The organism is Streptomyces sp. NPDC055632, from assembly GCF_053618675.1.
In genome coordinates, this window is sequence record NZ_JBSHHY010000032.1 from 39,932 (window position 1) to 60,676 (window position 20,745).

Sequence of the window (20,745 nt, forward strand, 5' to 3'; positions counted from 1 at the left end):
TGTCCGACACCAGGTGGTTCTTCCTTCCGTTCACGGGGATCAGGGGATCAGGGGATCAGGGGATCAGAGGCGCAGGGCGTAGCAGCGCAGGACGTCGAGGTCGGTGGTCCGTACGGAGGACCAGCCGGTCGTCAGCAGCTCGGCGTCCAGGGGAGAGATCCCGAGCTTCTGGAGGGCCGGGTCGGTGGTCGTGCGGCGGCCGGCGATCTCGGTGACGACCCAGAAGACTCCGCCGGGCGCGAGGAGGCGGCGGATCCGGTCGAGGAAGGCCGGCTTGTCGTCCGCCCACCGGTAGACCAGGCGACAGGTGATGAGGGCGTAGGCGGGGTACGGAAGGGCGGTGAGGTCGGCGGTGGTGACATCCAGGCACCGCCAGACCGGCCCCGCCCCGAGGACGGGATCGGAATTGTGGGCGGCGGCGAGCGCGACCGCGCTGGGAGAGCAGTCGATGCCGGTCGTCCGGTAGCCGAACTCGTGGTGGAGGTGGCGGGCCAGCGCGCCGTCGCCGCAGCCGATGTCGAGGGCGGGGCGGTTCCCACCGAGGTCGAGGTGCTCGGCCATCAGCCGCTTCTCGGCCGCGCACACCTCCCGATAACGGCGGCCGCCCGCCCAGAGCGGCTCCCAGTACGCGGCGGGCAGGGAGGGGCCGTCCCGGCCCGGTGCTGACGCTGCCGTGCTCACCGTGCCGCCTCCTCGCCCTGCGCGACAGGACCGTCCGGCCCGGTCTCCCAGTCCCAGGCGCCGACGTAGGCCGCCACCCCGCTCCGGCGGGCCCCCATGACGGCCGTCAGCCGGTCGAAGTCCCTCACCGGCATCAGCGCCCGCCACTGCTCCAGCGGCAGCGTTCGTACCTCGTCGTGCTCCTCGGGAGCGAGGACGATGCCCGCGAGCTGCTCGCCGGTGAGCCGCCCGCCGTCGAACACGAAGGTGACGGTTGTTGGCGGGAACCCCGGCCCCGGCAGGCCGAACACCGCCGCCAACAGCCGCGGCGGCCCGGACACCACCAGCCCGGTCTCCTCGGCGGTCTCGCGGACCGCGGCCTCCCACGGCCGCTCGCCCGCCTCCGCCGTCCCACCGGGCCACTGCCAGGGGTGCTCGGGGCTGTGGACGCTGTGGAGCTGCACGGGCCGGTCGTGCTCGTCGGTGAAGAACACGGCGGCGGACACGACCGCCTTCGGCAGCGTCGCCGCGTACTCCTCGGGATCGATCCTCTCCTCGGTCATCCCGCGCCCCCGTCCCGGCCCTGCGGGAGCTTCGTCATCCGCATGAGGGCCGGATCGCGCGCGAAGCCGAGCTCCTCGTACAGCGGCGCGGCCTCCTTGCTCGCATGCAGTTCGTAGAGCGTGACGCCCTCCCGTTCCAGCGCTTCCAGCAGCGCGGACACGGCCGCCCGGGCGAGGCCGCGCCGCCGGTAGGCGGGTTCAGTGGCCACGACGTGGATCCGGGCGGCCAACCCTTTGGGGTACTTCGGGGCCGACAGGACGGGGTGGACCAGTGCGAGTGCGCAGGCGGCCAGCCCGCCGTCCGGCGCGTCGACGACGCAGGCGCGGGCGTCGCCCCCGGGCCGCAGCCGAGATGCGAGCTGGTCGCGGCAGACGAGGAGCCACTCCTCGTCGAGCGGTTCGGACAGGACGAGTTGCGAGCGCAGCCGGGTGATCTCGGCGGCGTCGTCCGCAGTGGCCGGACGCGGCACGTACCTTGCTGCCGCGCCCGGCGCAGCAGTGCTCTGTGTCATCGCCGGGCACCTCCGACGGCGATCGGATGCACGTCCAGCGGCACTGTGTGCCGTGCGCCGCCGCTCACCGGGCACCTCCCGGGCGGTGGGCGAGCAGGACGTCGAACACCGTCTCCTCGACGAGCCCGTCCTCCTTCGCCGCGTGCTGTTCCAGCAGGGCCCGGGCCTCGATCTCGAACCGGGGATGCCTGTCGCCGAAGAGGTCGGGGCGGGCGAAGCTGGTGCTGCGCAGGTAGCCGATCACCTCGTCCGGGGTCCACGTGCGGCGGAGCGGGAAGCGATGCTCTTCGACCTCGCTGAACGGGGATTCGGCCAGGTCGTCCTCGTACCTACGGTCCGGATTCCTGTAGGTTCCGGTGCTTCCGGCGCGGCGTTCGGCACCGAGGTGGGACTGGATCAGCTCTCGCAGCGCGACGGTCCACGGCGCCTGATGGGTCCAGAGGCTGCCCTCGCCCATGATCGCCAGGGTGGCGCCGGGAGTGGTGACGCGGTCGGCCATGGCCAGGACGGCCGGGCGGTCCATCCAGTGGAAGGCTCGCGCGCAGGTGACCAGATCAGCCCGGTAGCACTCCTCGGGCGCGGTGAACTCCTCGGCCCGGACGGGATGGAAGGCGGCGGCCCGGCCCGTGAGAAGAGGGCGGAGGGCGATGCCGGCCTGATGAAGCATGCCCCGGTCGGCATCCACCAGGTCCAGGCGGGCGAGCCGCGGCAGGACAGGCAGCAGGGCGGCCGGCACCTGGCCGGTCCCGGTGCCCAGATCCAGCAGAGCCGGGCGGCGAATGCCGCGCAGAGTACCCGCGAGCAGGTGGGCAGCTTCGTCGGGCAGACCGGGACGGTGCCGGCTGTAGGCGTCCGCCGTGGCGTGGAACAGGGTCACAGGGCTTTCTCCGCGTGGTGCTCGGTCGGGCAGGGCGTGGTGGGCTGGTGGGGCACGGGCGTGAGCGGAGGCAGAGACCACTCCAGGGCGTGGGGGCCCGGGCCGGAGGCGACGTGCTGGGGCCCGCCGTCTTCCGGGACGGTCACCCGGTACGTGTCGGGTCGTTCGGCCAGGACCCAGCGGGCGTGGACGTCCTCGAGCTCGGCCCATACGTCCCGGGGCCCGTGGACGCGGACGGTGCCCTCACCGGGCTCGGCGACCGCCCAGGAGTGCTCGACGGGGGCGGCGATCGTCATCCTCTCGGCCTGGGAGTCGCGGACGAGTCCGGGCGCCAGGTAGGCGGCCGCGAGCCAGAAGCCGTACGCGTCGTCCGGCGGCGGCACGAGCCGGGTCGGGCGCGACAGGCCGGGTTCGGCCTTGATCCGGGGCCGCATCGGCGCCATGTCGAGCCACCGGTAGCCGAGCATGGGCCGGTATCCGCGCGGCCGGCCCCGCAGCACCGCCTCGACTCCGCCCGTCCTGCTCCGGGTGACCTGGAGCTGTCCGGGCCAGCCGGGGGTGCGGGTGGTGAGCGTCGTCAGCAGCCGCCCGCCAGGCGCGAGCTGCTCCACCCACGCCGGTGGGACGCAGGGCACGCCGATACCGGAGTGGATCCGGTCGAACACCTCTCCTGCCGGGTGCCCGTCGAGGGCGTCGCCCTCGACGACCGTCGCGCCCAGACGGAGCTGGTCGAGATTGCGTTGCGCGAAGGCGGCCATGTGACCGTCCCGTTCGACACCGACACCGACACCGACACCGACACCGACGCCGAGGCCGAGGCGGGGGCCGGTGACCGTGGCGGCGAGCGCGAGGGAGACCCCCGGGCCCGGACCGAGCTCCAGATGCCTCTGCCCGGGTGCTAGCTGTAGCGTCTGGAGCGCTTCGACGGTGGCCTGGCCGTGAGTCGACATCGACGTCATGTGCCCGCCGGTCGCCGGCCCGCGCGTGAGCGCGTTGAGCCGCTCCCCGTCGCGCTGCAGCAGGACCGACTCACCGCTGTGAATCAGGTCGAGCCATTCCTCCCGGTCGTCCGGATGCGCACCGTCGAGCAGACGCCATCCAATCGGCTCGACGTCCGGATCGCTTACCCGTATGTACGCGTGGGGAAGCAACACCTCCCGCGGCACGGACAGCAGCACCTCACGCAGCCGGGAGTCGGTCAGCACGCCCTCAGCCTCGAGACGCTCCACCATCGCGGCACGCCGAGCGCTTGTCGTGGCAGAGAGGTCAACAGACATGACGGTCCTCCTCCTGACGCGGTAGGCAGCAGGGCGCCGAGGCATCGGACATGGCAGTCGGGTGGCAGGCCCGAGACATCCACAGCAGGCAGGCCAGGGCCGGGTGGACACGGCGACGAGCACCGAAGTGGCCCGGGAACCAGGGGCGGCGACCGGTCAAGCCGGGGTCTGCCGCATGCGGAACGGGAGCACGGGCAGGTACAGCCGTTGAGCGCTGTGAACCATCGCTCCGCAGGAGACCTGACGGCGCAGGCGCCGTGGTCGGAGTCATGGTGTTCCGCCTCCCGTTTCGCGACGGGCCGGGACGTGCACCTGGCGTCCCATGTCCCGGAAGGGGCTGTGCGAGGACGCGGTCCACTCCGTTTCCAGGGCCGCCGCGTACGCGTCCTCGTCCGGGGCCCGGTCGCCGGGAAGGCGATCGTGGAAGGCGCGTACGCCCTGCCACGGGAGCAGCCCGATCGCGCGCCGGTTCTTCATCAGGATGCTCGACACCCCGCCCGGCGCGACCGGAGCGGCCGGCCGCGCCACGGCGCTGGCCGGCTCATCCGGGTACATCAGTACGCCGTGGCAGCAGACCGCGTCGAACTTCGCCACGGCGAAGGGAAGAGAGCACAGATCCGCCTCGACGAAAACGGGTGCCTCATGAACGCGCGGGTCGGCCGAGACGCGTTCGGCCGTGGCCCGGAGCATGCCGGAGGAGGAATCCAGGCCGGTCACCCGGTGCCCGGCCACCGCCGGTCGCAGCGTCATCTCCTTGTCCCCGCACCCGACGTCCAGGATTCGGGCACGCGGACACGGCAGCTCGTCCAGGAGCCGGCGGGCCACCATGTCGTGGCGCGGGCGGCCTCGCGCGCTGTGCGAACGGGTGGCGTAGGCGGCGCCGACCGCCGCGAAGTCGTTCACCGGGACCACCCCAGCTCGCTGTAGGAGCGGCCGGCCCGGATCCCCTCGATCGCGACCCGGGTGTAGGGCACGATCGGCTCCGGCAGGTCCTTGACGGAGAACCACTCCCAGCGGAGACACCGGTCGGGTTCGCGTACCTCGGGAGCGCCCTCCCAGCGGCGGGGCCGGAAGAAGAGCTGCATCCTCGGCCGCGCGCCGGGCCGATCGACGGTGTGCACCGTGTGGACGAGTTTGAGGTCGGCCGGATCGATGACCAGCCCGGCCTCCTCGTAGGCCTCGCGCGCAAGGCCGGCGGTCGCCGCTTCCGCCTCCAGGTGACCGGCGAGGACGTGCCACGTCCTGCCCGCGTACGCCGAGTCCGGGTGCCGCAGTCCCAGCAGGACCTTGCCGTCACGCTCCAGGTGGAGGTGGACGCCGACGACGTGCGGCACGGTCCCGGCCGGGGCCGTGCCGGGCAGCGGACGAGCGGTGTCCGGCGGCCCTTCCACGGCGGGATGCTCGGCTGCGTGGCGGCGGATCAGGTCCCCGAGCCCGGGGCTGAGCCGGAGCCGGTCGAGAGTGTCGACGGTGAACCACTTCAGCAGGACACCTTCACGAAGGTCCACCGCGTCCGCATCACCGTGCCAGCAGCCCGCGTGGACCACGACGGGCACCGCCAGGCCGTCGACACTGATGGCCTCCTCCACGGCGTACGGCGTCAGGCCGACCGGTTCCAGGCCGGGTGCCTCCTCGGCGAGTTCCCGGCGCAAGGTCGCTTCCAGACAGGAGTCGCCCGGTTCACGTCCGCCGCCGAGCAGGGCGAGGGTCCATGGCTCCCAGATGCCGTCCTTGTGGTCTCGCAGGTGGAGCAGGTAGCGGCCGTGGCCGTCGTGGATGAGCGCGGAGGCGTTCACCGGCTCGGGCCGGCCGTCCAGCTGTGCCTGGAGGAGCTTTGCGCGCAGTGTCGGCGAGGTGACCTCGGCCAGGGGCAGCCATTGGGCGCCGGACACTTCTTCTTCCTGCAGCGTGATCGCCGGAGGTTCCTCGCCGGCGAGGTAGAACGCGTAGCGGAAGTCGTAGTGCAGGTGAGCCGGTTCGTCTTTGGAGGGGTTGGCGTCGATGCCGTGAACGTCGATGTCGATGGGGGAGCCGAGCATCTGCGGGGTCAGGCACAGGACACCCGGTGCGATCCCGTCCTCTTCCGACACCTCGCGCAGCGCTGCGGCGAGCAGCGTGCGGTCCTCGGGCTCGACATGACCGCCCGGGGTGAGCGTCAGGCCGCCGGTGGCCCGGTGCTGGACGTGCAGGACCCTGGCCTGGCGGTCGATGACGACGGCGCTGCACATGATGTGGCCGGGCAGCGTCGTACGCGCGGTCACGTCGACAGGCTGTTCCAGCAGGGCGAGCAGCCCGGTCAGGGCGTCACGCTCGTCGGGATGACGGGCGAGGTAGCTCTCGATGGCTTTGCGGATCGCGGAAGAGCTGGGTGGCACGGGTATGTCCTCTCGCCTTCGATGTGGGGCGGTCGGTGCGGGCGGGTCAGCCCGCCGTCTGGTGGTCGGACGACCGGGTGCCGCGGGGGCCGGGAACCGCATCGGTCGCGGACGCGTGCCCGTACTGGGCGGCCTGGGCAGTGAACATGCCCTGATACAGGCCGTCGGCGCGGGCCATCAGGTCTTCGTGGGTGCCGTCCTCGACGACGCGCCCCTGATCGAGGACGTAGATGTGGTCGGCGTGCATGGTGGCGGCGAGCCGGTGGGTGACGAGTACGACCGCGTGCCCCTCCTCGGCCAGGGACCACAGCCCTTCGAACGCGGCGATCTCCGCATGGGGGTCAAGGGCGCTGGTCGGCTCGTCGACCAGCAGAAATGGCGCCTGCCGATACCTTGTCCGAGCGGACCCCAGCTTCTGCCACTGACCGCCCGAGAGCTGGACACCGCGCTCGTAGCCCTTGAACACGATCGAGTCCCAGCCGTGCGGCAGGCCCTCGACCAGCTTGAGCACGTCCGCTTCCCCGGCGGCCTTGCGGACACGGTCCATGTCCCGGGGACGGTCGCCGATGCCGATGGCCACGTTCGCAGCCGCCGTCATCTCCCAACGCGGGAAGTCCTGACTCAACAAACCGACCCCGGCGAAGACCTGGGCGCGGTCCGCCTCACGCAGTTCGACCCGCCCGCCCGACTCGTCCACCCACCACACGTTCCCCTCGGAGGGCAGCAGGAGCCCTGCCAGCACCTTCGTGAGCGTGGTCTTGCCCGACCCGTTCGCACCCACCAGGGCCGTGACCTTTCCCCGGGGCACCCGCACGCTCACGCCGTTCAGGGAGGGGGCGTCGGCCCCCGGGTAGGTGAACGACACCTCCTCTGTCAGGACCTCCAGCGCCGGCGTGGGCAGCGGCGTACCGGAGGACGGGATGGCGTTCTCGCCCGCCACCTTGATGGCGTCCTCGGTGTCGGTGAGGAAGAGCAACTCCTCGTACAAGCGGTTGACCTGCTGCACCAGCGAGGTGAGGCGCGCCGTGGAAGTACGGATGGCGATCACCGCCGTGCCGCCGATGGCGAGCGGCAGACCACCGGATGCCAGGAGCCACCACAGCACCCCGTAGCAGGCCAGCGACGCCACACCGGCGAAGCCGCCGGCGATCAGGTCCGTGGATGCCTGCGCCCGGGCCAGACGCCGCTGCTCGGCCTCCGTCTGCCGCGACATCTCCTCATAGCTGGACAGCAACTTCTTGCCGGCGGCGTGCACGCGGATCTCCCCGGCGGCGTGCGGGCGGGTCAGGTAGGCCAGCAGGGAAGCGATCGCCCGGCGGTGGTCGACCCAGTTCAGGCGGGAGAGGTACTCGCGGCGCGCTGAGCGGACCGCCCCCCACCCCTTGGGCAGAACGATCGCCAGCAGCATCGGCAGCAAGGTCCAGTGCAGCGCCGCGAGCACGACCGCGGCCGCCGCCATCCCGATCACCACATTGCCCACGCCGACCGACAGCCGGAGCATGCTGCGGGCCGAGTCCGTGCCGAACTTCCCGGCCTCCAGGACCCGCTGGACCTCCGGCCGCTCGGCAGCCTCGACCTCGACGTGGGTGACGGCCGTGTAATACCGGGCGGAGACCGCCCGTTCCACCTGCGGCTCCAGTCGACCCGACATCGCCGTGGACCATGCCGACAGCACCGCGGTCGCCACCGCCGCGACCGCGAGCACCGCCAGCGACGGCAGCGCCTCGCGAAGCTTGTCCGCGGTCGGACCGTCGGCGAACAGCCGCGTGAGGACGCTGTTGACCGCCACCAGTCCCCAGCCGGCCGTCATGCCCTGCCCGAGCTGCGCCGCCACGACCCCGGCAAGTGCGCGCCGGTCCGTCTGCCAGCCGGTACGCAGCACCATGCCCACCATGTGGGGCAGCGCTGCTGCCATGTGCCCGAAACCGAGCCGGGTCAGAGGGCCTTCGTGTTGGACGTAGGACTGGTCGTAGCGCAGTCGGCCGCCGTACAGCTCCTGCTCGGCGTCCGAAATGCCGGTCGTGGCCGTCGCGGCGGCCTTCGGTGAGTTCGCGGGCTCGTTGCCGTCTGGTTCGACTGACGTCAAGGTGTTTCCTCTCGTGGACGTGACAGGCGGGCCAGCATGGTTAACGACGCCACCACGATTTCGAACACATGTCTTTCGGACGGGCTGCGCGCGCCGGGGTTGAGCGGTTGGGCGAAGGTGCACGGTGCACCGACCCTTGTCGCGCAAGAACCTTCAGTCGACGGCAGGTTGGCCGAAACACCGATGCTCGGGCGTCGCGGCTCTGCGCGGCCGGCAGGAGCGCACAGGGTCATGGCTGGACAGATTGGCTCTGTGCGCTTCCTGGTGAGCACGGCGAAGGCCTGACCGGCGTACGGCGCGAAAGCAGGGATGGGCCCCCTGCCGACGGCGGGGCCGATGACCGGCCCGGGGGCTGCATGGACCGGTCACGGTGCTGATGTGCGGGCCGGCCGATGGTGAAGGGCCGACCGGTCACAGGTCCGAGAGAGGGGCAAGCCTTGGCTGATCGTCATATGGCGGTGCTATGAACTGCTGTTCTCCCCCCTGCCTCAGACGGTCACGGATGAGTTGAGTCTCGGGATCGTGTCGCTTCCTTCGACCGCCTCCGGCGGAGTTGAGCAGGTTGTGCGCGATTCAGATCGAGGCTCGGAGGGCCTTCCGCAGGAGCTCGCCGAACTCTGTGGGGTGCGTGGTCAGTCCGATGTGTCCACCGGGGAAGTGCTGGAGCTCCGTGCCGAGACGCTCGGCCAGGAAAGCCGCTGAGCGGTAGGGCAGTTCACCGCGTGAGTCCTGGCCACCGGCGATCACGAGCCGGTCCGACAGCCCCTCCAGCCGACGGATGTCCGGCGCGTAGGACATGAAGCCGGGCACGATCCGCCCGACGAAGTACGGCAGGTCGGCCATGGTCTGCTCGGCCCGCGCCGCTGCTTGGGGCGGAAGCTCGGGTTCGGCCTTCGGCTCGGCGGCGTCGTCCTCCTTCTTCAGGCCCGCAGCGAACACGGCCATCGCCGGCATGAGCCCTTGAGTGCGGAACGTGTTCTGCACGTGTGCGATGAGTGCGCGGTGTTCAGCCGCGTCCGGCAGGACCTCCACCACCGGCGGCTCGTGCGCCACAACCCGTGCGATGCGTTCGGGGTGGGCGGTGAGCAGGTGCAGGGCGGCGATCGCGCCCGAACTGGCGCCGAACACCAGGGCGGGCTCACCGGGCGACAGCAGTTCCAGTATCCGGAACGCGTCATCGGCGTGATCGGCCACTTGCTGCTCGGCGTCGGGGTCGTCCAGCGTGCTGCGGGACATGCCGCGGGGATCGTAGGTGGCGACTGTGTATGCGGCGGCCAGGTCGTCGGCGATGCCGTCGAAGGATGCCGCGCCTCCCGTCCCTCCGGGAATCAGCAGCACGAGCGGGCCCTGGCCTCGCACTTCGTAGTGCAGGGTCGCGCCGTTCACACGCAGGCTGCCGATGGTCGGGGCGGTCATGAGGAGTCTCCTTCTCGGGACGGGGGCCAGTGCTCCAGGAGGGTGTGCAGGGCGTCGAGCGCGCGGGTCCAGGACTGCTGTGGCGAACGCTCGTGCGCGAAGCCGCCCGCCGCTTCCAGGGCGACGAACCCGTGGAACGTGCTGCGCAGCAACCGGACCGCGTCGGTCAGGTCCGGCTCGGCCAGTCCGTAGCCGCGCAGCATGCCGTAGGTCAGCTCGACCGCGCGCCGTGGTCCGGGCGCCTTCGCGGCCAGCTCGGGGTCGATCTGGATCGGGGTCTGCGTCGCCGTGTAGCGGCCCGGATGCCGGTGGGCGTACTCCCGCCAGGCATTCGCGAAGGCGACGAGCGCGTCCTTGCCCGCTCGCCCGGTGGTCGCCTCCGCGATGCGGATGGTCTTCTCGTCCGCCGCCAGCAGCGCGATCCGACCGCGCAGATCTTCCAGGCTGCGCACGTGCGTGTAGAGGCTCGCGTCCTTCACGCCCAGCCGCCGCGCCACCTGCGACATGGTCACCTGGTCGAGCCCGACGTCGTCCGCCAGCTCTGCGCCCGCGACCGTCACCCGCTCCGCTGTCAGCCCGGCCCGCACCATGTACCCTCCCAAGATCCTTGAGATCCTAGTTTTAGCCTAGGGGTCCTAGGAAAGCAATCGGGGATGCAAGCCACAAGGACGTCCACGATCGGCGGCGGCCGTCCTCGGCGGCTGCCCGGTCGGGTGGATGGATCAAGACCTTTCCTCTACCACTGGCCACCGTGTGTACGATCCGCGCCCTGATGATCCCGGCTCGCTGGGACTGGGAAGGCGACATGCCCTGAACGATCCCTTCCCGGAAGTCCGGGTGCATGGAGGCCGGGTTCGGGGGCAGGAGACGGCGGAGCGAGTGGGACCGCTTCAAAAGGGCAGGGCCTGCCGGTCTTCCCCCCTTCCGGCAGGCCCTTGGGTTGTCGAACGGCCCGCACCACTGGGTGATGGTGCGGGCCGTTCGACATGTTCCGGCCCCGGCATCTATTGAACGAGCTTGCGGGGACGGTGAGTCTGCCGGGATTGCGCGGCTGGCTCTCCGCCGGGTCAGAGTGCGGACCGCCGCTTTGCCACTGCCGGGCGTCCCGCGCAAGATCACCGATGTCGACGTCGAGCGGGTGATCGTCAAGCCGTCCGCGGTTCCACCTGCACTTCACGCCGACCAGCGCGTCCTGGCTCAACCTGGTCCAGCGGTGGTTCGCCGAACTTCCCCAGAAGAAGCCCAAGCGCGGCGTCCACCGCTCCATCCAAGCCCTCGAACGCGACATCCGGGCCTGGCTCACCGACTGGAACGAACACTCCAGACCGTTCGTCTGGACGAAAACCGCAGACGAGATCCTCGACAAAGTCGTCGCCCACTGTCGACGAATCTCCGACTCGGATCACTAGAAGTCCAGCTCACGGACGGTCAGCGACCACCTGCCGTCGCCCATGAAGAGCAGCAGCAGCGGGCCCCCGGGGAGCGGGACCGTCGCCCGCTGCCGTCCGGTCTTGTTGAGGAGCAGGGTGGGGCGGGGCGAGAGCACCGTGCCGTCGACGACCTTGTGGCACTGGAGGCCGACGTAGCCCTCGCCGTCCTTGTCGCCCTTGAAATCGACCGTCAGGTCGGCGGGCCCGCCCGTGTACAGCAGGGCCTCGGGGCCGTATCCCTTCAGTGTCCCGCGCAGTCGGCGGGCGGCGCCCACCGGACGCACCCGCACGGTCCAGGCGTTGTACGCGGCCAGTCGCAGGCGCAGAGGACGGCCCTCGGGGGCCTCGGCGACGGTGCTGCCCGTGAAGTCCGGGAGCCGACTGCTGAAGAGGGAGGGCCCGTCGTCCTCATTGTTCTCGTCGAGGGAGAGGACCCCGATGTAGGTGTCGGTGCCCTGGTGCGTCACCTCGATGAGGACCGGGCCGGCCGGCACCCGGGAGTCCACGGTGACGACCGAATCGCCCTCGCCCTTGGCAGTGAAGGGCTTGAAGTCCGGCCCGAACTCCCCGTCCTCGCCGAGCCCCCGGGCACCGCCGCCCGACACCCACCCGTACATCCGGCCGGCGACCGAAGAGGCCCATCCGCCCTTGCCGTTCTTTCCGCCGCTGTCCGCAGCGGCCCACCCGTCCTTCGTAGAGGCGTTCACACCGCTCGCGCTACTCGACGAGGCTGGGTGACCGCCGTCGTCGCCCGCCGCGTCGCGTTCGGCGGGCAACTTCGCCACGCTGGTCAGCGACACCGGACCGGCAGCCACCGGCGCCACGGCCGGCTGCTTCACCAGACCCTGGGCCGGCTTCCCCACCGCGCTCGCGGCCGGCTCCTCCTCCGCGACCTCGACGCCGTAATCCGTGACGAGCGCCGCCAGCCCGGACGCGTACCCCTTGCCGATCCCGGTGAACTTCCAGCCCCCGGACTCGCGGAAGAACTCACCGAACACGACGGCTTCCGCGCCTTCCGGAACTCCCACCAGGTACGCGACGACGACCGCCCTGTCCGGGGCCATCGCGGCCAGGGAGCCGCCGGCCGCCGACCCGACGATCGCGATCCGCTCGACCTCCGCCTCCACCTCGTGCAGGGCGACGGCCAGCGACCCCCTGTCGTGCCGTACCGCGCCGGAGGGGTGAACGGGCTGCCCGGCGAAGACCATGTCCGCGTCACTCCGGACCCGGCCGTCCGAGTCCAGCAGCAACACCGCCACGTCCGCGGTCCCGACGCCGACCCGCAGGGTGACCGAAGGCACCCAGGAACTCTCGGTTATGTGACCCATGCCGCCCATCATGCGGCACGGGCCACCACCGGTCGATCTTCAAGGTCGTCTGGTCCCGGACCACTATGCGACCCATAGGGCGTCCGACATCAAGGAGTGACTGCCGCCGGCCCGCGCCCGGTTCCACCTGCACTTCACGCCGACCAACGCGTCCTGGCTCAACCTGGTCGAGCGGTGGTTCGCCGAACTCACCCAGAAGAAGCCCAAGCGCGGCGTCCACCGCTCCGTCCAGGCCCTCGAACACGACATCCAGGCCTGGCTCACCGACTGGAACGAGCACCCCAGACCGTTCGCCTAGGACCTGTCCTGGCGATCATCCGGTAAGGCGCCTCGGTGATACTTTGACCGGAATCGTGGGAAGGGGCGGGCGAATCCGTGGACAGTGACCTGCGGCGTGCGGTGGTCGTGACGCTTGGCGAACTCGGGCGAAGCGATGACTGGCGTGACCGGGCGGATGCCGGTCACAGCCTGGCAGGGTTTGCCGAGATGCCGGAGGCCGTAAAGCTACTGCTGAGCCTTGTGCTTGACAGTGGTGACACCTTCGTCACCCGGCGGACCGCGGAGGGCTTGCTTCGGCGAAAGGACAGGGTCGGACTGACGATAGTCGCGTCCGCACTGGCAGTCGCCAACGACAACCACGCCGATTACATCCACACTGCGATCGTCGATGTCTTCAGCATCTTCTCGGACGATCTGGACGAGGCGCTACGGATCTGCGACGAGATGTCGGGCGACACCGACGATCGTGTTGCCCAGGGGGCCCGTCGGCTGCACGAGAGCCTGGCAGAGATCGATCCCGTTCTCCGCCCCGCATAGCGGCGGTTCGATCGCTGTTGTGAGGTGCAGACCATCGACTACGGCAGCGCGGAACCTTGCCGGATCAGTGATACGGAGCATTCCCGTTGATCATGTGCGGAGCCAGATCGTGAGAGCTGCCGCAGTGGCGGTGCCGAGGTAGACGTAATGGCGCTTGTCGTAGCGGGTGGCCACCGTGTAGCGCCAGCCGCAGGCGATGGCGACCTCGGTGGCCGGGGCGAACGACTCCCGGTCCGCCTCCTTGACCAAGGGCTCGGGGTGTACGTCGACCGGCCAGATGCCGCGGCGGGTCACCGCGAGGTAGTCAGGGGTGTGGGCGCGGCGCTTGCCACAGGTCGCGAAGGAGACCTTCAGCGGTTGCGAGACGACGTCCATCACGTCGCCGGCGAAGTCCAGGGCCAGCGGCATCCGGCTCTTCGCCAGGCTCTTCGCGTCGTGGCGCCGGCCGATGCTGGTCAGGAACTGCGGGCCAGAACGGTGCCGTCGGTCCCGGCACCGGGTGAAGTGCCGCATGGGATCGCTCGTGAGCACCGGTTCCTGTACGAGATCGCGCACCGAGCAGAGCGCACCGTCCCGGTCTGCCCACCAGGAGACTGTCCACCGTCTCGTCCAGCCGTCTCCAGATCCGGGCCGGACCTGCCCGCGTCGACGTCCGCCGGCGCGAAAAGGTCCTCCCAGCTGCACTGATGCGACCAGACGGACTCGGTGCCGGCGGCCTCGACCGAGGCTTGTCCGGTAAACGATCTCCGACCGGGGTGTGCGACTGATCGGATACTGCTACGACAAGACTTCCGACGTGGGCTGAGGCTGATCATCTTGAGCGAATACAACATCTACGCCGGCTTTCGGGAGCCGCAGGCCCCCGGAGTCACCCTCGCGGAGACCCTGTGGGCTGATCTGGAAGCGGCCTTCGGCACCGGGTTCTCCGGTGACGCCGGTGGGCAGTGCCCCTCCTTCACCTGGGGGACTACGAGCGCTGGCTGAGCGTCTGTGTCTCGGTGCCGCCGGACCTGGACGAGCCGCACCACTCCCACCCGGCCCGGGTCACTGCAAATCAGCCGGACTTGGACGCTTGGGCCCACCAGGTCTTCGACGCCCTGGACGCAACGGGCCGGTACTCGCTCTTCACGATCGAGGACGACTGGAAGCTCGTCCGGACAAACTCGGAGGTCGCCCACACCCAGTGGGAAGCCCGCTGATCCTCCGACCCGTGGCCGAACAATCGGTGCCCTGCGCGATGCGAATCGCGCAGGGGCACCAGCCTTTCCGCGTCCTGCTCCACGGACTGACGGGCGCCGCCCACCGCACCTCGGATGCCTCCGGAGCCGCGGAGCCGCACCTCCTTCAGAGGATCTGTGCCTGCAAAGGAAGTGACCAGCGCACCAGTACTGGCGGGAACGTGTGAGGATCGATCCTGCCGTGACTGGTGTGATCACGGCGTCGAAACAGTCCCGGACAGCCCCGTTCACCGAGCTGAGACACAGCCTGTTCGGCAGGCTCGTGACGGTTCTGCGGCGCGAGGGTGCGGATGCGGTCCGCAAGGGCCGACCGTGGAGCCTTCGGTTGGAGGACCGGGCTCTCCTGGTCGCGGCGTACCGGTGGACGAACTTGACGATGCGGCAACTCGCGCCGTTGTTCGGCCTCTCGAAGTCGGTGGCGGACCGCATCATCGACCGCCTCGGGCCGATGCTCGCGCTCCAGCCCCGCAAGCGGTTCGCCAGGGACATCGTGCTCGTCGTGGACGGCACGCTCGTACCCACCCGCGACCACAGCATCGCCAAACAGCCAAAGAACCACAGCCACTCCACCGCCTACTAGATCGTCATCGACGCGGACACCCGCCGCGTCATGGTGGTCGGCCGGCCGCTGCCAGGCAACCGGCACGACCCCCGCGGCCGGGAGGAATCCGGCGCCAAGGCCGCTCTCGGAAACACGACCACGATCGCCGACGGCGGCCGTCAGGGCACCGGTCTGGTCACCCCGCACCGAAAGGCGAAGGACCAGCCCGAACTCCCCGACTGGAAAGAAGAGCACCACCGGCCCACAAGCAGGTCCGAGCGCGCGTCGAGCACGTCTTCGCCCGCATGAAGACCTGGAAGACCCTCCGCGACTGCCGACTCAAAGGAGATGGCGTCCGCCACGCCATGCTCGGCATCGCACGGATGTACAACCTCGCGCTCTCCGGACAGGCCGGCGGATCCGCACGACGGCCGACCTCGCCCAAAGCGGCTCGAAGATCATTTACGGGACAGCCCTTGGCCTTCCCGACCCAGCACATGCAGTGGCCATGAGCTCATGGAGGCGCTGCGGAGGATCTCAGGCTCCCGATCTTCGTTTCTTGTGTCAGAAAGACTACTGAATGAGCGTCTGTGACAAGTCGAATGCCTTGTTTGTGACGACCAGGCTGCTTCAACCGCTCTGCTTCGCAGCTCACTCGCCTCCGCCGCACCCGAGAGGGCGGGATCAACGGCTTCGCGATCTCCCACAACCCGTCCGGAACAATCCAACTCCACGTACCCCGCCCCATGACAAACCCGACGACCGCCTCACCACGTAGGACACGGTCTTACTGATCTTTTCGTTGGAGGAGGGCGGTACTGACGGGTTGCGACGGCGTCCGGCCACCGGTCGTCCGCCCAAACTGGACGACAACCAGGTCGAGCGGGTGAGGACCGCACTCGAGTAAGGTGCCCAGGCGCATGGTTTCGAGGCTGATCTGTGGACGCTGGAGCGGGTCGGTCTGGTGGTCGAGCGGGTGACCGCAGTGGCCCTGTCCCGGGCGTCGGTGTGGCGGTTGCCGGCCGGCCGGCTCGGGTGGAGTCTGCAACGCCCGGAGCGGCGGGCGGTGGAGCGGGACGAGTCGGAGATCGCCCGCTGGATCGCGCACGAGTGGCCGCGGATCAAAAAAGGGGCGGTGAACACACGTGCCTGGATCGTCTTCCCCGGGCGAATCCGGCGTGTCACTGCTGCCGCAGGTCCGCCGCACCTACGCACCCCGCGGCCGCACACCTCTTCTACGGCATCGGCTGAACTGGAAACGCGCCTCGATGGCCGCGGCGCTGGGCTACCACGCGGCCGACCCCGATCGCGGTCCTCGGCTGTGTTTCCACCTCAAGCCCGGCAGCTACGACACCGCCGGGCTCATCGAGGTCCTTCAGCAGGTGAAGGTGTTCTACCGCGGCGAGCGGGTGGTGCTGGTCTGGGACGGGCTGTCGGCCCACTGGAGCCAGGCGATGCGGGCCTGGGTAGCCGAGCAGGACTGGCTGACCCTGGAGCGATTACCCGCCTACGCACCCGAGCTGAATCCGGTGGAGCTGCTGTGGTCCTCTCTGAAGAAACGCGAGCTCGCCAACCTCGCCGGCGACCACCTCGCAGACGTCGCCGACGCCACCGAACAAGGCATCCACCGGATCAACACCAACCCGCAACTGCGCTGGTCCTTCCTCACCAACACTGGACTCACCCTCCACCCACCAAACCCACCCAACTAACGAAGAGATCAGTAAGGGTCCGGCGGCGCGGCCGGTGTGTTCGCCCGGCCCGGCACTGTTCGGCCGGAAGCCGACCGGATAGCGTGGTTCGCGATCATCATCAAGGCCGGTTCCGGCCTTCTCTCAGGGGGGTATGCCGCATGGCGTTCCGCAAGTTCCTCAGCGCGTTGGGGGTCAACGCACCCGAGGTCGAGACCGTGCTCGACGAGTATCAGGTCCAGCCCGGCCAGGAGCTGTCCGGCACGGTCACGGTCCGGGGCGGCGCCGTGGACGCGGAGATCGAACGCTTCCAGGCCGAGCTGGTGGTCCGCTTCGAGAACCACGGGGCCGAGGCCCGCTACCTGCACGTGGTGGAGGCCCGGGAGTTCGGTGCGCCCTTCACGCTGGCCGCCGGGGAAGTCCGAACCCATGCGTTCACCTTCCGGCTGCCGCTGGGCATGCCGCTCACCCACTCCGACGGGGAGCGGCTCAGGGGCGCGTACAGCGCGGTCCGTACCGAGCTCGCGATCGACAACGCCGTGGACCGCGGGGACCTTGACGAGGTCGAGGTACACGCCCTGCCCTCGCAGGCGGCCGTGCTGCGGGCCTACCAGGCGCTCGGCTTCCGGCACGTGGACACCGAGGTCAAGCCGGGTCGGGCCATGAACTCCCGACAGGAGGTGGACTGGTGGCAGGAGTTCGAGCTCGCCTTCCCTCCTGGCTACCGGCCCGCGATGCTGGAGATGATGATCGTCACCCTGCCCGAGTTCATCGATGTGTGCGCGGGGGGCTGGGCTCCCCGGCTCACCCTGACCCACGAGGAGGCCGCGGCTGACCAGGCGGCGCTCAACGCCCGGCTGGAGGCGCACATGAAGAATCAGTACGGGGCCTGAGGTCGCCCCCGGGGGCCCCTATCTCTTTGGTCAAGCTGTTGGGGTGGCCCCGGTGGCGGGCGTGCGTCAGGCATCTGCGGCTGTGTCGATGCCTGCGTATTCGTAGATCCAGCCCGCAGAGGTGTCGGGGGCTGGAACTGCCAGGTAAGTGTGTTTGGCGGCGGAGTTCCAGGGTCCTGATGTTCGACCGGGGCGACCTTGGAAGCCTGCGGGCGGCAGTCCTGACTGGTCGAGCTCGACGATTTTGGTCCGTCCGTGGAAAGGGCCGCTGACGACCTTGATGCCGACGGTGTTGTTGACGGTTTCGCCCGCGAGCCAGCGACGGATGAGTGCCAAGTGCTCGGAATTCTCGTCCCCCATGGCCGTAGCTGACCATGGGCTTGGGCGGAGGGCAAGCAGGTCTCAAGTCGCTCGGATGGGTTGGGGTTCGTAGAAGGTTCCGTCGCGGAGCATCGCGAAGAGGACGTCGGCCCGGCGTCTGGCGAGGCAGAGCAGGGCCTGGGTGTGGTGCTTCCCTTGGGCGATCTTCTTGTCGTAGTAGGCGCGGGAGGCAGGATCGCCCAGCGAGGCGAATGCGGAGAGGAAGAAGGCACGTTTGAGCTGCTTGTTTCCTCTCCGGGAAGGCTGTTCGCCGCGGATCGAGGACCCGGAACTGCGGGTTGCCGGAGCGAGTCCTGCGTAGGCGGCGAGGTGGCCGGCGCTCGGGAAGGTGCTGTCGTCACCGACCTCGATCAGGATGCGGGCTCCGGTCCTGACGCCGATTCCCGGCATGGACGTCAGGACCTTCGAAAGAGGGTGGTCCTCCAGGAGTTCCTCGATCCGCCCGGCCAGCAGCTTGCGCTGGTCAAGTACCGCGGTCAGTGAGCTGGCCAGGCTCGGGACGATCAGTGCGGCCGCGTCCGTGCCAGGGACGGTGACGGTCTGCTCGTCCAGGGCGGTGAAGACGTCCTCGACCAGGCGCTCGGCCATCCTCGGTGCCTTCGGCCGTAGCAGGGTGACCAGGCGGCGCCGGCCTGCCTTGCGGATCTGGGCCGGGGAACCGAACCGCTCCAGCAGCGTCAGGACGGCCGGGTGCTGCAACCGCGGCCCCAGGACCCGCTCCAGCGAGGGATGGATCTGGGTGAGCAGGCCGTGGAGCCGGTTGGCGACTCTGGTCGCTTCGCCGGCCAGGTCGTCGTCGAACCCGACGATCATCTCCAGCTCGGCGATCGTCTCGTCCTCGCCGTCGATCGCCCGCAGCGTGTGCGGCATCGCCCGGGCGGCGTCCGCGATGATGAACGCGTCCTTCGCATCCGTCTTGGCCTCACCGGGGTAGAGGTCGGCGATCCGCCGCATCGTCAACCCCGGAAGGTAGGCGACGGGGCATCCCATGTCCCGGGCCACGGCCAGCGGCAGGGCACCGATCGAGGCCGGCTGGTCGACCACGACCAGCACCGTTCCGTGCTTGGCCTGCAGCTTCGAGAACAGCTCGCGGAGCTTGGGCTCGGTATTGGGTAACCGCTTGCCGAAGGCCTTCTTCCCGGCTGGGGTGACGGCGGTGGCGTGGTGTTCGCCCTTGCCGACGTCCAGGCCGAGAAAGACGTCGATGTCGCCGGTGTCGATCACGTGCAGGCCCCTCCATCACGCTTTCGTCCGGCCTTGCCTCGGCACCGAGCTGCCACACCCACGTTACGGAGAGCTCTTCCGGCCCGGGTGAAGCCGGTGCTCAAGCCCTTCATCAGCGGTCCGTCGATGCCTCCGGGCCCGGTGACACCACCCCCCGGATCATCAGCAACAAGGGGGGGAAGTCATGCCGGACCCGAAGGCCGGTAGCCCCATTGCGGAGCCACGAAGAAGGTAATGGGCGGTACACGCGGCAGGCGCCGCGCCCCACGGGATCACCCTGGAAGTCCGTCTCCGTCGCGACTGCCTTCGCCCACCGGTAGTCGGCCTTCACGCCGGGGGAGCGCTGGATCTCCGGGGCGATCACCGGCTGGCGGGGGAGCTTGTGCCCCGCCAGCCAGGTGCGGCTGTGCGTCTATCTCGTCGAGGGTCGGGCGGCCGTGCCCGGGCGGACTCGTGGCTCCCCTCGAACACCAGCGAGTGCCAGAACGGTGCATCGGTCTGCATGACCAGCACCATCACCGCCCACAACCGTCCACAACCGACCGCAGCAGCGGCCAGCAGAGACCTGAGACCGCGTTTGAGATCTCATTGATCGACGCGTGAGAGGGGTCGGGGGCCTGGTCGGGTTGCCGGTCGGCCCCGGGTGAGCCGGCGGACCATGATGCCGATCATGGCCCAGCGGATCATGGTCTCGGAATGTGCCGGCTGCTGCTCGTAGTCGCGGGCCAGGCGGCGGTGTGCGGTGATCCATGACAATGTCCGCTCGACCGCCCAGCGCTTGGGCTGGACCTGAAATCCCTCTCACGTTCTTGCGCACCACGTAGATGATGCCCCGCAGGGCGGCGCGGTCGTCCGTCGGCAGGCCTACTGGATACCGGTGTCGGCGGGGAGGTTGGTGCGGCAGCAGTGGGGCGATGCGCTCCCGCAGCTCATCAGGCGCAAGATCATCCGACACCCACACCACTCTGCCGCCACCCGACACGACTGCCAAGATCCTACGCCGAACTCATTCTGAAACGATCAGTTGCGAGCTCGTGCACGGTAAGTGGTGAGATGTCGAGCTCCGGATGATTGATCATGGTCGAGTGGTGGGGACCGTGGCTCGTGCAGTGATCATAGGCAATCGCCGGATCACGGGGCTGTCGGCTGATGTGATTGCTGAACTCGTCGTCGGGTTGGGTCCGTTGTGGCATGAGCGCCACCAGGCCGGGCTTGCCTCTCGGCCGCGGAGGCGGGCTGTGGGCGCCGGTGCGAAGTACCGGTTCGTGTTCGTCGACCGGCTCCTTTCCGCTCTCGTTCATCTCCGTCACGGTGCCACTCATGATGTGCTGGCCTGCTGGTTCGGTGTGGACCGTTCCACGATCACCCAGGCCATCGGTGAGGTGCGGCCGCTGCTCGCCGAGCGGGGCTGCACGATCAGCCCCGGCGTCCGGCTGC

General features: G+C 69.6%; 18 protein-coding genes and 6 pseudogenes. 8 read left to right on the plus strand and 16 right to left on the minus strand.

Translation table 11 applies throughout. From position 1 onward, the window contains the following. Nucleotides 1–63 precede the first annotated feature (63 nt). The 10 genes from ACWGSR_RS30060 to ACWGSR_RS30105 form a co-directional block, all read right to left on the minus strand. Complete coding sequence (locus ACWGSR_RS30060) at nucleotides 64–681, minus strand: class I SAM-dependent methyltransferase (RefSeq protein WP_453571062.1); 618 nt, start codon at nucleotides 679–681, stop codon at nucleotides 64–66. Continuing rightward, entirely contained in the window at nucleotides 678–1,223 is a 546-nt protein-coding gene (locus tag ACWGSR_RS30065) for an NUDIX domain-containing protein (protein WP_453571065.1), read from the minus strand. The genes ACWGSR_RS30060 and ACWGSR_RS30065 overlap by 4 nt, the downstream gene beginning before the upstream one ends. Then, nucleotides 1,220–1,735 carry a GNAT family N-acetyltransferase gene (locus ACWGSR_RS30070; protein WP_453571068.1) on the minus strand — a complete coding sequence of 172 codons (516 nt, stop codon included), beginning with the start codon at nucleotides 1,733–1,735 and terminating at the stop codon, nucleotides 1,220–1,222. The genes ACWGSR_RS30065 and ACWGSR_RS30070 overlap by 4 nt, the downstream gene beginning before the upstream one ends. 64 nt (nucleotides 1,736–1,799) lie before the next feature. Further along, nucleotides 1,800–2,612, minus strand: coding sequence for a class I SAM-dependent methyltransferase (locus ACWGSR_RS30075; RefSeq protein WP_453571071.1), 813 nt, complete (start codon nucleotides 2,610–2,612; stop codon nucleotides 1,800–1,802). Continuing rightward, nucleotides 2,609–3,817, minus strand: coding sequence for a protein-L-isoaspartate O-methyltransferase family protein (locus tag ACWGSR_RS30080; RefSeq protein ID WP_453571074.1), 1,209 nt, complete (start codon nucleotides 3,815–3,817; stop codon nucleotides 2,609–2,611). The genes ACWGSR_RS30075 and ACWGSR_RS30080 overlap by 4 nt, the downstream gene beginning before the upstream one ends. 339 nt (nucleotides 3,818–4,156) lie before the next feature. Beyond that, complete coding sequence (locus ACWGSR_RS30085) at nucleotides 4,157–4,792, minus strand: class I SAM-dependent methyltransferase (RefSeq protein ID WP_453571077.1); 636 nt, start codon at nucleotides 4,790–4,792, stop codon at nucleotides 4,157–4,159. Beyond that, nucleotides 4,789–6,264 (minus strand): NUDIX domain-containing protein, encoded by a 1,476-nt coding sequence (locus ACWGSR_RS30090; RefSeq protein WP_453571080.1) that lies wholly within the window; start codon nucleotides 6,262–6,264, stop codon nucleotides 4,789–4,791. Before ACWGSR_RS30090 ends, ACWGSR_RS30085 begins: the two co-directional genes overlap by 4 nt. A 46-nt stretch (nucleotides 6,265–6,310) precedes the next feature. Next, nucleotides 6,311–8,350, minus strand: coding sequence for an ATP-binding cassette domain-containing protein (locus tag ACWGSR_RS30095; protein ID WP_453571083.1), 2,040 nt, complete (start codon nucleotides 8,348–8,350; stop codon nucleotides 6,311–6,313). Nucleotides 8,351–8,923: 573 nt separating this feature from the next. Next, nucleotides 8,924–9,766 carry an alpha/beta fold hydrolase gene (locus ACWGSR_RS30100; protein ID WP_453571086.1) on the minus strand — a complete coding sequence of 281 codons (843 nt, stop codon included), beginning with the start codon at nucleotides 9,764–9,766 and terminating at the stop codon, nucleotides 8,924–8,926. Continuing rightward, a complete protein-coding gene (locus ACWGSR_RS30105; protein ID WP_453571175.1) occupies nucleotides 9,763–10,356 on the minus strand; it encodes a TetR/AcrR family transcriptional regulator in 594 nt (197 codons plus the stop codon). The genes ACWGSR_RS30100 and ACWGSR_RS30105 overlap by 4 nt, the downstream gene beginning before the upstream one ends. 558 nt (nucleotides 10,357–10,914) lie before the next feature. Between ACWGSR_RS30105 and ACWGSR_RS30110 the strand changes: the two are divergent. Continuing rightward, nucleotides 10,915–11,175, plus strand: a pseudogene (locus tag ACWGSR_RS30110) (IS630 family transposase); the annotation flags it as partial. On the opposite strand, the gene ACWGSR_RS30115 reads toward ACWGSR_RS30110, so the two are convergent. Next, nucleotides 11,172–12,524: a TerD family protein gene (locus ACWGSR_RS30115; RefSeq protein ID WP_453571089.1), complete on the minus strand. Its 1,353-nt coding sequence runs from the start codon at nucleotides 12,522–12,524 to the stop codon at nucleotides 11,172–11,174. The pseudogene ACWGSR_RS30110 and the gene ACWGSR_RS30115 overlap by 4 nt on opposite strands. A 375-nt stretch (nucleotides 12,525–12,899) precedes the next feature. On the opposite strand from ACWGSR_RS30115, the gene ACWGSR_RS30120 reads away from it, so the two are divergent. Continuing rightward, nucleotides 12,900–13,340 (plus strand): hypothetical protein, encoded by a 441-nt coding sequence (locus ACWGSR_RS30120; RefSeq protein ID WP_453571092.1) that lies wholly within the window; start codon nucleotides 12,900–12,902, stop codon nucleotides 13,338–13,340. Between the two features lie 90 nt (nucleotides 13,341–13,430). On the opposite strand, the gene ACWGSR_RS30125 is transcribed toward ACWGSR_RS30120, so the two are convergent. Beyond that, the gene (locus ACWGSR_RS30125) at nucleotides 13,431–13,895 is read right to left on the minus strand and encodes a hypothetical protein (protein ID WP_376239704.1); all 465 of its coding nucleotides are present in this window, start codon (nucleotides 13,893–13,895) and stop codon (nucleotides 13,431–13,433) included. A gap of 389 nt (nucleotides 13,896–14,284) precedes the next feature. Here ACWGSR_RS30125 and ACWGSR_RS30130 point away from each other — a divergent pair, with 389 nt between their 5' ends. Both ACWGSR_RS30130 and ACWGSR_RS30135 read left to right on the plus strand, forming a co-directional pair. Beyond that, the gene (locus ACWGSR_RS30130) at nucleotides 14,285–14,539 is read left to right on the plus strand and encodes a hypothetical protein (RefSeq protein WP_453571095.1); all 255 of its coding nucleotides are present in this window, start codon (nucleotides 14,285–14,287) and stop codon (nucleotides 14,537–14,539) included. Nucleotides 14,540–14,759: 220 nt separating this feature from the next. Next, nucleotides 14,760–15,631, plus strand: a pseudogene (locus ACWGSR_RS30135) (transposase). A 152-nt stretch (nucleotides 15,632–15,783) separates the two neighbouring features. Here ACWGSR_RS30135 and ACWGSR_RS30140 read toward each other — a convergent pair. After that, nucleotides 15,784–15,867 (minus strand): annotated as a pseudogene (locus ACWGSR_RS30140) (IS5/IS1182 family transposase); the annotation flags it as partial. Nucleotides 15,868–16,056: 189 nt separating this feature from the next. Here ACWGSR_RS30140 and ACWGSR_RS30145 point away from each other — a divergent pair. From ACWGSR_RS30145 to ACWGSR_RS30155, 3 genes and pseudogenes are all read left to right on the plus strand, one after another. Further along, nucleotides 16,057–16,212: pseudogene (locus ACWGSR_RS30145) on the plus strand (helix-turn-helix domain-containing protein); the annotation flags it as partial. 85 nt (nucleotides 16,213–16,297) lie between these two features. Continuing rightward, on the plus strand, nucleotides 16,298–16,831 hold the full coding sequence (locus ACWGSR_RS30150; RefSeq protein WP_453571098.1) for a transposase: 534 nt from the start codon (nucleotides 16,298–16,300) through the stop codon (nucleotides 16,829–16,831). Nucleotides 16,832–16,971: 140 nt separating this feature from the next. Further along, nucleotides 16,972–17,703 (plus strand): sporulation protein, encoded by a 732-nt coding sequence (locus ACWGSR_RS30155; protein WP_376239791.1) that lies wholly within the window; start codon nucleotides 16,972–16,974, stop codon nucleotides 17,701–17,703. Nucleotides 17,704–17,769: 66 nt separating this feature from the next. On the opposite strand, the gene ACWGSR_RS30160 is transcribed toward ACWGSR_RS30155, so the two are convergent. The 3 genes and pseudogenes from ACWGSR_RS30160 to ACWGSR_RS30170 all read right to left on the minus strand — a co-directional run. Then, nucleotides 17,770–18,063: a hypothetical protein gene (locus ACWGSR_RS30160; RefSeq protein WP_453571102.1), complete on the minus strand. Its 294-nt coding sequence runs from the start codon at nucleotides 18,061–18,063 to the stop codon at nucleotides 17,770–17,772. A 42-nt stretch (nucleotides 18,064–18,105) separates the two neighbouring features. After that, complete coding sequence (locus tag ACWGSR_RS30165) at nucleotides 18,106–19,308, minus strand: IS110 family transposase (RefSeq protein ID WP_453571105.1); 1,203 nt, start codon at nucleotides 19,306–19,308, stop codon at nucleotides 18,106–18,108. A 585-nt stretch (nucleotides 19,309–19,893) separates the two neighbouring features. Next, nucleotides 19,894–20,106 (minus strand): annotated as a pseudogene (locus ACWGSR_RS30170) (IS5 family transposase); the annotation flags it as partial. A gap of 269 nt (nucleotides 20,107–20,375) precedes the next feature. On the opposite strand from ACWGSR_RS30170, the pseudogene ACWGSR_RS30175 reads away from it, so the two are divergent. Then, nucleotides 20,376–20,660, plus strand: a pseudogene (locus tag ACWGSR_RS30175) (transposase family protein); the annotation flags it as partial. Nucleotides 20,661–20,745 lie beyond the last annotated feature (85 nt).